The sequence below is a fragment of the Streptomyces sp. NPDC054840 genome, assembly GCF_053611065.1.
The window spans coordinates 1-8,330 of record NZ_JBSGZP010000306.1; the positions used below are offsets into that span (position 1 = coordinate 1).

Below are 8,330 nucleotides of genomic sequence, written 5' to 3' on the forward strand. Positions count from 1 at the left end.
GACCGCCTTCGAAGGCGGTCGGCGGGCGGTCGGCTTTTCGGACGACGCTCGGGTCTCAGCGCAGGCCGGTGGAGCGGCGCAGGGCCGCCTGGATCAGGCTGTCCACCAGCTCCGGGTACTCGATGCCCGTCTTCTGCCACATCAGCGGGTACATGGAGATCGGGGTGAAGCCCGGCATCGTGTTGATCTCGTTGATGACGAAGGTGCCGTCCTCGGTGAGGAAGAAGTCGGCACGCACCAGGCCCTCGCAGGACGCGGCCTCGAAGGCCTCGATCGCGAGCCGCCGGACCTCGGCGGTCTGCTCGGTGGTGAGCGGGGCGGGCACGATCCCGGAGGCGGAGTCGATGTACTTCGCCTCGAAGTCGTAGAAGTCGTGGCTGGAGACCGGCGGGATCTCCGCGGGGACGCTCGCGCGCGGCCCGTCCTCGAATTCCAGGACCCCGCACTCGATCTCGCGGCCGCGCAGCAGCGCCTCCACGATGATCTTCGGGTCGTGGCGCCGGGCCTCCCTGACCGCCGCGTCCAGGCCGGAGGCGTCGTCGACCTTGGTGATGCCGATGGAGGATCCGGCCCGGGCGGGCTTGATGAACAGCGGCCAGCCGTGTTCGGCGGCGAAGTCCAGGATCTTGCCCGTGGCGGCGTCCCGGTCGGTCTCCCATTCACGGGGCCGGATGGTCACGTACGGGCCGACGCTCAGCCCGAAGGACGTGAACACCCGCTTCATGTAGTCCTTGTCCTGGCCGACGGCCGAGGCGAGGACGCCGGAGCCGACGTACGGGATGCCAGAGAGCTCCAGGAGGCCCTGGAGGGTGCCGTCCTCGCCGTACGGGCCGTGCAGGACGGGGAAGACGACGTCGACCTCGCCCAGGGCCTTGGGGACGGCGCCCGGTTCGGTGTAGACGACCTGGCGGCTGGCCGGGTCGACCGAGAGCACGACGGCGCCGTCCTCGGAGTCGGCGAGCTCCTCGACACTCGGGAGCTTGCGGTCGGCGATGGCCATCCGCTCGGGCTCGTCGGCGGTCAGCGCCCATCGGCCGTCCGTGGTGATGCCGATGGGCAGCACCTCGTACTTGGAGCGGTCGATGGAACGCAGCACGGCGCCCGCCGTGACGACCGAGATGGCGTGTTCCGAGCTGCGGCCGCCGAACACGACGGCCACGCGGGGCTTGCGGCCCTGCTGCTCAGGGGTCTGGGGGAGGTTCTCGCTGCTCATATCGCCACGAGAGTACCCGCTCAAGCGTCCGGAAAGGAGCTAGCGACGTTCCGGTTTGGCGCTGCGGCCCATCAGGTCCTTGAGCGCGACCAGGGTCGGCTTGCCGTGGTGGACGATGTCCACCACCGTGTCGGTGATCGGCATGTCCACCCCGTGGCGGCGTGCCAGATCCGCCACCGACTGGCAGGACTTGACGCCCTCGGCGGTCTGCTTGGTGACCGCGATGGTCTCCTCCAGGGTCATCCCGCGGCCCAGATTGGTGCCGAAGGTGTGGTTCCGGGAGAGCGGCGAGGAGCAGGTGGCGACCAGGTCGCCGAGGCCCGCGAGGCCGGAGAAGGTGAGCGGGTCGGCGCCCATCGCGACGCCGAGGCGGGTGGCTTCCGCGAGTCCGCGGGTGATGAGGGAGCCCTTGGTGTTGTCGCCCAGGCCCATGCCGTCCGCGATGCCGACGGCGAGGCCGATGACGTTCTTGACGGCGCCGCCGAGCTCGCAGCCGGTGACGTCGGTGCTCGTGTACGGGCGGAAGTACGCGGTGTGGCAGGCGGCCTGGAGGCGCCGGGCCACGCTCTCGTCCACGCAGGCGACGACGGAGGCGGCGGGCTGGCGGGCGGCGATCTCGGCGGCCAGGTTGGGGCCGGTGACCACGGCGATGCGCTCGGCGGGGACCTTGGCCACCTCCTCGATGACCTCGCTCATCCGCTTGGCGGTGCCGAGTTCGATGCCCTTCATCAGGGAGACGAGCACGGTGTCGGCGGCCAGCAGGGGCGTCCACGCGGCGAGGTTCTCGCGCAGGGTCTGGGACGGGACGGCGAGCACGGTGAAGTCCGCGCCGGCCGCGGCCTCGGCCGGGTCGGTGGTGGCCCGGAGGTTCGCGGGGAGTTCGACGCCGGGGAAGTAGTCCGGGTTGGTCCGGCCGGTGTTGATGGCGTCGACCACCTCCTGGCGGCGGCCCCACAGCGTCACCTCGCAGCCGGCGTCGGCGAGCACGATGGCGAAGGCCGTGCCCCAGGAGCCTGTTCCGAAGACGGTCGCCTTCACGGGACGTGTCACTTGTTGCCCTCCCCTGCGGCCTTGCGCCGCTGTTCCGCCCTGGCGTTGCGATGGTCGTACGGCTGCTCGGGCGCGGTCTCGCCGCGCACCTCCTCCAGCAGCGCGGTGATGGCCGCCATGATGGTCTCGGTGACCTCCCGCAGGACCTCCGGGGTGGGTTCCCGGTCGTAGAAGGCGGAGAGGTCCACCGGCGGTCCGGCGAGCACCTGGAGGGTCTTGCGCGGGAAGAGCCGGACCTTGTTCTCCTTGGCGTAGGGCGGCATCGCGAGGTTCGCGCCCCACTGGGCCACCGGGATCACGGGTGCCCTGGTGATCAGTGCGACGCGGGCGGCGCCGGTCTTGCCGGCCATCGGCCACATGTCGGGGTCGCGGGTGAGTGTGCCCTCCGGGTAGAACGCCACGCATTCGCCCCGCTCGATGGCGTCCACGGCGGCCCGGAATGCGTCCAGCGCGTTGGTGGACTCCCGGTAGACGGGGATCTGTCCGCTGCCGTGCAGGATCGACCCGACAATGGGGACCTTGAAGAGGGCGGCCTTGGCGAGCAATCGGGGCACGCGGCCGGTGTTGTACTGGAAGTGCGCGTACGAGAGCGGGTCCAGATACGAGTTGTGATTGACGGCGGTGATAAAGCCGCCCTCGGCCGGAATGTGTTCCATTCCCCGCCAGTCCCGCTTGAAGAGCACTACCAGCGGCGGTTTTGCGATGACCGCCGCCAGGCGGTACCAGAAGCCGATTCTGCGGCGGGACACTCGGACACCTTCCTCTAGGACCGGTGCGCGGCCTCGGCACCTCGTCGGCCGGACAAGTGTCACCCCACGCCCGGTCTCTGTCGAGAACACCGTACGCCCCGCTCACCCCGCCGGACTCCCGGGTTGCCCGGGCGGAAGCGACAATGGGCCGACACATGACCCGGCCATGACCTGACCATGGCCGAAGGATGTGCCGGAGCGCACCGGAGGGAAGGGGTCCGTCACGAACGCCGTCTGGAGTCTGGTGGTCCCGCTGAAGCCTCTGGCGGTGGCGAAGAGCCGTCTCGCGCGGGCCGTCGGCGCCTCCCGTCCGGGCCTTGCCCTGGCCTTCGCCCAGGACACCGTCGCGGGGGCGCTGGCCTGCGCGGCGGTCGCGGATGTGGTGGTCGTCACGGACGACGCCGCGGCCGGTGCGGAACTGGCGCGGCTCGGGGCGCGGATCGTCCCCGACGCCCCGGCGGCCGGGCTCAACGCGGCCTTGGACCACGGGGCGCGGGCGGTGCGGTCGGGGCGGCCGGGTGCCGCGGTGGCCGCGCTGAACGCCGATCTGCCGGCGCTGCGGCCGCCGGAATTGCAACGCGTGCTCGAAAACGCTTCGGCATTTCCGCGGGCATTTCTGGCGGATGCGGTCGGAATCGGGACGACCCTCCTTTCCGCGGCGCCGGACATGGAATTGGCCCCCTCCTTCGGGGGGCCGTCACGGGCCAGGCATTCGGCCTCGGGGGCGAGGGAAATCGCCCTCGCGGGCGTCGACAGCGTGCGCCGGGACGTGGACACGGCGGCCGATCTGCGCACCGCGCTCACCCTCGGCGTGGGGCGCCACACCGCCCGATACAGTGCTCGTATGCAGGCGACCGCGTACACGTACGACTCCCGGACCCGCAGTGGCAGTGTGCTGCTGGACGACGGCACTCCGGTGCCTTTCGAGGCCGCGGCCTTCGACGCGGGCGGCCTGCGGCTGCTGCGGCCCGGGCAGCGGGTCCGGATCGAGACGGACGGCGCGGGTGCGAGCCTGCGGATCACCCTGGTGACGCTGCAGACGTTCTGAAGGGACGCCCGCCCGCGCTCGCGCCCGGGACGGTCGCCGGCGCCCCGAACGCACCGCGGGCCGGCTCCCCCGCACGGGGAAAGCCGGCCCGGCCTGTGTGACGCGTGCCCCTACTTGTTGCGGGGGGTGGTCTTCTTCGCGGTGGCCTTGCGCGTCGCCGTCTTCTTGGCGGGCGCCTTCGTCGCTGCGGTGACCTTCTTGGCCGCCGGCGCGGTCTTCTTGGCCGCGGGGGTGGTCTTCTTCGCGGCGGGGGTGGCCTTCTTGGCCGCGGGGGTGGCCTTCTTGGCGGCGGGGGTGGCCTTCTTCGCCGTGGCGGTGCTCTTCACCGCCGACTTCTTGGCGGTCGCCGTGGTCTTCTTGGCACCGGCCTTCTTTGCGACCGTGGTCTTCGCCGCGGCCTTCTTGGCGGTGGTGGCCTTCTTCGCCGCGGCCTTCTTCACCGTCGCGGAGGCACCACCCGTGAGGCTGCCCTTGGGCGCCTTCTTGACGGACACCTCGCCCCCCTTGGGGAGCTTCTTGGTGCCGCTGACCAGGTCTTTGAAGCCCTGGCCGGCACGGAAGCGGGGCACAGAGGTCTTCTTGACCCGGACGCGCTCACCCGTCTGCGGGTTGCGGGCGTAGCGGGCCGGACGGTCGACCTTCTCGAACGAGCCGAAGCCCGTGACCGAGACCCGGTCGCCCGCGACGGTAGCGCGGACGATCGCGTCCAGTACCGCGTCGACAGCATCCGCGGCCTGCTGGCGGCCGCCCAGCTTGTCGGCAATCGCTTCTACGAGCTGCGCCTTGTTCACGTCTTCCCCTTCGGAGACTTCGCCAGAACGAATGTGTTCAAGCTTATTTCGCACGTTAGGCGGATATATACCGCAAATCAAACACGAAACGGGCTAATCACCCTAGTGCCGCAACGCTGTAGGCCGTTACGGAGTTCCTTCGCATCAGTCGCCTTCAGGGAATCGACCCTCGTCGAGGTCCTTCATCAACCTGTCCAGGCGCCTGGCCGCATCGGCGAGATCATGCTTTGCCGCGGCCGTGACGACCAACAGCTTCCGGGACAGCGCCATCCTTACGCCCTCCGGGACTTGCAGTGAGCGCACCCGTGTGTGTGCTTCTTTCAACCGGTCCGCGACGAGTTCGTAGAGCTCGAGTTGACTGTCGCGTTCCATGCACAGATTGTGCCATCTGGGGCGAGTTGTCGCCTCACGGGGCCTCAACAAACGGCTGTGCCCCCCGCCGGAGGGCGGGGGGCACAGCGTTGTCGATGTGATCACCAGAAGGTGAATAAGCGCTGATCAGGCAGGAATCAGACCTGAATGGTGCGCGGCTTGAAGGTGGGGCGGGTGCTTTCGTACGTGGCGATGTCCGCTTCGTTCTGAAGGGTGAGCGAGATGTCGTCCAGACCCTCCAGCAGACGCCAGCGGGCGTTGTCGTCGAGGTCGAACTCCGCGACGACACCTTCCGCTCGTACCTGGCGGTCGACCAGGTCGACCGTGATCTCGGCGGTCGGGTCGGCCTCCGTCAGCGCCCACAGCTGCTCGACGGTCTCCTGCGGGAGGACGACGGTCAGCAGACCGTTCTTCAAAGAGTTGCCGCGGAAGATGTCGGCGAAGCGGGAGGAGATGACCGTCTTGAAGCCGAAGTTCTGCAGGGCCCAGACGGCGTGCTCGCGCGAGGAACCCGTACCGAAGTCGGGGCCGGCGACCAGTACGGTCGCGCCGGCGCGCTCCGGGCGGTTCGTGACGAACTCCGGATCCTTGCGCCAGGCCTCGAAGAGCCCGTCCTCGAACCCGTCGCGGGTGATCTTCTTCAGCCAGTGGGCCGGGATGATCTGGTCGGTGTCGACGTTGCTGCGGCGCAGCGGGACGGCCCGGCCGGTGTGGGTGGTGAAGGCTTCCATGGTTCAGACTCCGGCGGTCGCGTCGGCGGCGGACAGGTCGGCGGGCGAGGCCAGATGGCCCAGCACCGCGGTGGCGGCGGCCACCTGCGGGGAGACCAGGTGGGTACGACCGCCCTTGCCCTGCCGGCCCTCGAAGTTGCGGTTGGAGGTGGACGCGGAGCGTTCACCGGGCGCCAGTTGGTCGGGGTTCATGCCCAGACACATCGAACAGCCCGCGTGCCGCCACTCGGCGCCGGCCTCCTTGAAGACCTTGTCCAGACCCTCTTCCACGGCCTGCAGGGCGACCCGGACCGAGCCCGGGACGACCAGCATCCTTACGCCGTCGGCGACTTTGCGTCCCTCGATGATGCCGGCGACGGCGCGCAGGTCCTCGATGCGGCCGTTGGTGCAGGAACCTACGAAGACGGTGTCGACGTTGATGTCCCGCAGCGGCTGCCCCGCGGTCAACCCCATGTACTCCAGGGCCTTTTCGGCGGCCATGCGCTCCGAAGCGTCCTCGTACGAAGCCGGGTCGGGGACGTCGGCCGAGAGCGGCGCGCCCTGGCCCGGGTTGGTGCCCCAGGTGACGAAGGGGGACAGCGCGGCTCCGTCGACGACGACCTCCGCGTCGAAGACCGCGTCGTCGTCGGTGCGCAGGGTCTTCCAGTACGCGACCGCCGCGTCCCAGTCCTCGCCCGTGGGGGCGTGGTCACGGCCCTGCAGGTAGTCGAAGGTGGTCTGATCCGGGGCGATCATGCCCGCGCGGGCACCGGCCTCGATCGACATGTTGCAGATGGTCATGCGGGCTTCCATCGACAGCTTCTCGATGGCTTCGCCCCGGTACTCCAGGATGTAGCCCTGGCCGCCGCCGGTGCCGATCTTGGCGATGATCGCCAGGATCAGGTCCTTCGCGGTGACACCGTCGGGCAGCGCGCCGGTGACGGTGATCGCCATCGTCTTCGGGCGGGCCAGCGGCAGCGTCTGGGTGGCCAGCACGTGCTCGACCTGGCTCGTGCCGATACCGAAGGCCAGCGCGCCGAAGGCGCCGTGCGTGGAGGTGTGCGAGTCGCCGCAGACCACGGTGGTGCCGGGCTGGGTCAGACCCAGCTGCGGTCCCACGACGTGGACCACGCCCTGCTCGACGTCGCCCAGCGAGTGCAGGCGCACGCCGAACTCGGCGCAGTTCGCCCGCAGTGTCTCCAGCTGGGCGCGGGAGACCGGGTCGGCGATCGGCTTGTCGATGTCGACGGTGGGGGTGTTGTGGTCCTCGGTCGCGATGGTGAGGTCGAGGCGTCGGACCTTGCGGCCGGCCTGACGCAGCCCTTCGAAGGCCTGCGGGCTGGTCACCTCGTGCAGCAGGTGCAGATCGATGAAGAGGAGATCGGGCTCACCTTCGGCGCGCCGGACGACATGGTCGTCCCAGACCTTCTCCGCGAGTGTCCTACCCATCGCTTTCCCTCCGGCCGGCCGGTTGTGCCGGCGCTTCATAGAGATCTTGTGCGCCGTGCCGTCCGTACCCCACGTCCCGGACGACGGCTCGGACCCAGTGGTTCGTGGACCCGCACATACAGACTCGCTCGTTCTTGGAAAAATTGAACTTGCGTTTCACAGTGTGAGACGCGAATATCGTTTCATGGACAACTCTAGCGGCGTCGGCGTTCTCGACAAGGCAGCTCTGGTATTGAGCGCACTGGAGTCCGGTCCGGCCACCCTCGCCGGGCTGGTCGCGGCGACAGGGCTCGCACGACCCACGGCGCATCGCCTTGCCGTGGCACTGGAACACCACCGGATGGTGGCGAGGGACATGCAGGGCCGGTTCATCCTCGGACCGCGGCTGGCGGAGCTCGCCGCCGCGGCCGGCGAGGACCGCCTGCTGGCCACGGCGGGACCGGTACTCACCCACCTCCGTGACGTGACGGGAGAGAGCGCACAGCTCTACCGCCGCCAGGGAGACATGCGCATCTGCGTGGCGGCCGCGGAGCGGCTCTCGGGCCTGCGGGACACCGTTCCGGTGGGCTCGACGCTCCCGATGAAGGCCGGTTCGGCCGCGCAGATCCTGATGGCATGGGAGGAGCCCGAGCGGCTCCACCGCGGCCTTCAGGGCGCGCGCTTCACGGCGACGGCACTCTCGGGCGTACGGCGTCGCGGCTGGGCGCAGTCGATCGGCGAACGGGAGCCCGGCGTGGCCTCCGTCTCGGCGCCCGTACGCGGGCCGTCGAACCGCGTGGTGGCCTCCGTATCGGTCTCCGGACCGATCGAGCGGCTGACCCGCCACCCGGGCCGGATGCACGCCCAGGCCGTCATCGACGCGGCCGCACGGCTCACGGAGGCACTGCGCCGCTCCGGCTGACCTTTCACCCACCTGTTCACCCCCGGGTCCGGGGGCGCGTACGACGC

8 protein-coding genes and 1 pseudogene are annotated in these 8,330 nt (G+C 69.9%); 2 read left to right on the forward strand and 7 right to left on the reverse strand.

Annotated elements, in window-relative coordinates; genetic code table 11:
• Window positions 1-55: 55 nt before the first annotated feature.
• From ACWGIU_RS21410 to ACWGIU_RS21420, 3 genes are read right to left on the reverse strand one after another with little or no spacing between them, the layout of a single operon-like run.
• Complete coding sequence (locus tag ACWGIU_RS21410) at window positions 56-1,213, reverse strand: D-alanine--D-alanine ligase family protein (RefSeq protein WP_453708072.1); 1,158 nt, start codon at window positions 1,211-1,213, stop codon at window positions 56-58.
• A gap of 39 nt (window positions 1,214-1,252) precedes the next feature.
• Window positions 1,253-2,263 (reverse strand): NAD(P)H-dependent glycerol-3-phosphate dehydrogenase, encoded by a 1,011-nt coding sequence (locus ACWGIU_RS21415; protein WP_453708074.1) that lies wholly within the window; start codon window positions 2,261-2,263, stop codon window positions 1,253-1,255.
• Window positions 2,260-3,012 (reverse strand): lysophospholipid acyltransferase family protein, encoded by a 753-nt coding sequence (locus tag ACWGIU_RS21420; RefSeq protein WP_453708076.1) that lies wholly within the window; start codon window positions 3,010-3,012, stop codon window positions 2,260-2,262. Before ACWGIU_RS21420 ends, ACWGIU_RS21415 begins: the two co-directional genes overlap by 4 nt.
• Before the next feature lie 190 nt (window positions 3,013-3,202).
• Between ACWGIU_RS21420 and cofC the strand changes: the two are divergent.
• Window positions 3,203-3,853: pseudogene (gene cofC, locus ACWGIU_RS21425) on the forward strand (2-phospho-L-lactate guanylyltransferase); the annotation flags it as partial.
• Window positions 3,854-4,170: 317 nt separating this feature from the next.
• Here cofC and ACWGIU_RS21430 read toward each other — a convergent pair.
• The 4 genes from ACWGIU_RS21430 to leuC all read right to left on the reverse strand — a co-directional run bounded on the left by ACWGIU_RS21430 (window position 4,171) and on the right by leuC (window position 7,382).
• The gene (locus ACWGIU_RS21430; protein WP_453708078.1) at window positions 4,171-4,851 is read right to left on the reverse strand and encodes an HU family DNA-binding protein; all 681 of its coding nucleotides are present in this window, start codon (window positions 4,849-4,851) and stop codon (window positions 4,171-4,173) included.
• 144 nt (window positions 4,852-4,995) lie between these two features.
• Complete coding sequence (locus ACWGIU_RS21435) at window positions 4,996-5,223, reverse strand: SCO5555 family protein (protein WP_030009267.1); 228 nt, start codon at window positions 5,221-5,223, stop codon at window positions 4,996-4,998.
• Window positions 5,224-5,360: 137 nt separating this feature from the next.
• Window positions 5,361-5,954: a 3-isopropylmalate dehydratase small subunit gene (leuD, locus tag ACWGIU_RS21440; protein WP_453708080.1), complete on the reverse strand. Its 594-nt coding sequence runs from the start codon at window positions 5,952-5,954 to the stop codon at window positions 5,361-5,363.
• Between the two features lie 3 nt (window positions 5,955-5,957).
• Window positions 5,958-7,382, reverse strand: a complete 1,425-nt coding sequence (gene leuC, locus ACWGIU_RS21445; protein WP_453708081.1) for a 3-isopropylmalate dehydratase large subunit — start codon at window positions 7,380-7,382, stop codon at window positions 5,958-5,960.
• 184 nt (window positions 7,383-7,566) lie between these two features.
• On the opposite strand from leuC, the gene ndgR reads away from it, so the two are divergent.
• Entirely contained in the window at window positions 7,567-8,283 is a 717-nt protein-coding gene (ndgR, locus tag ACWGIU_RS21450; RefSeq protein WP_007266782.1) for an IclR family transcriptional regulator NdgR, read from the forward strand.
• The last annotated feature ends 47 nt before the right edge of the window (window positions 8,284-8,330 follow it).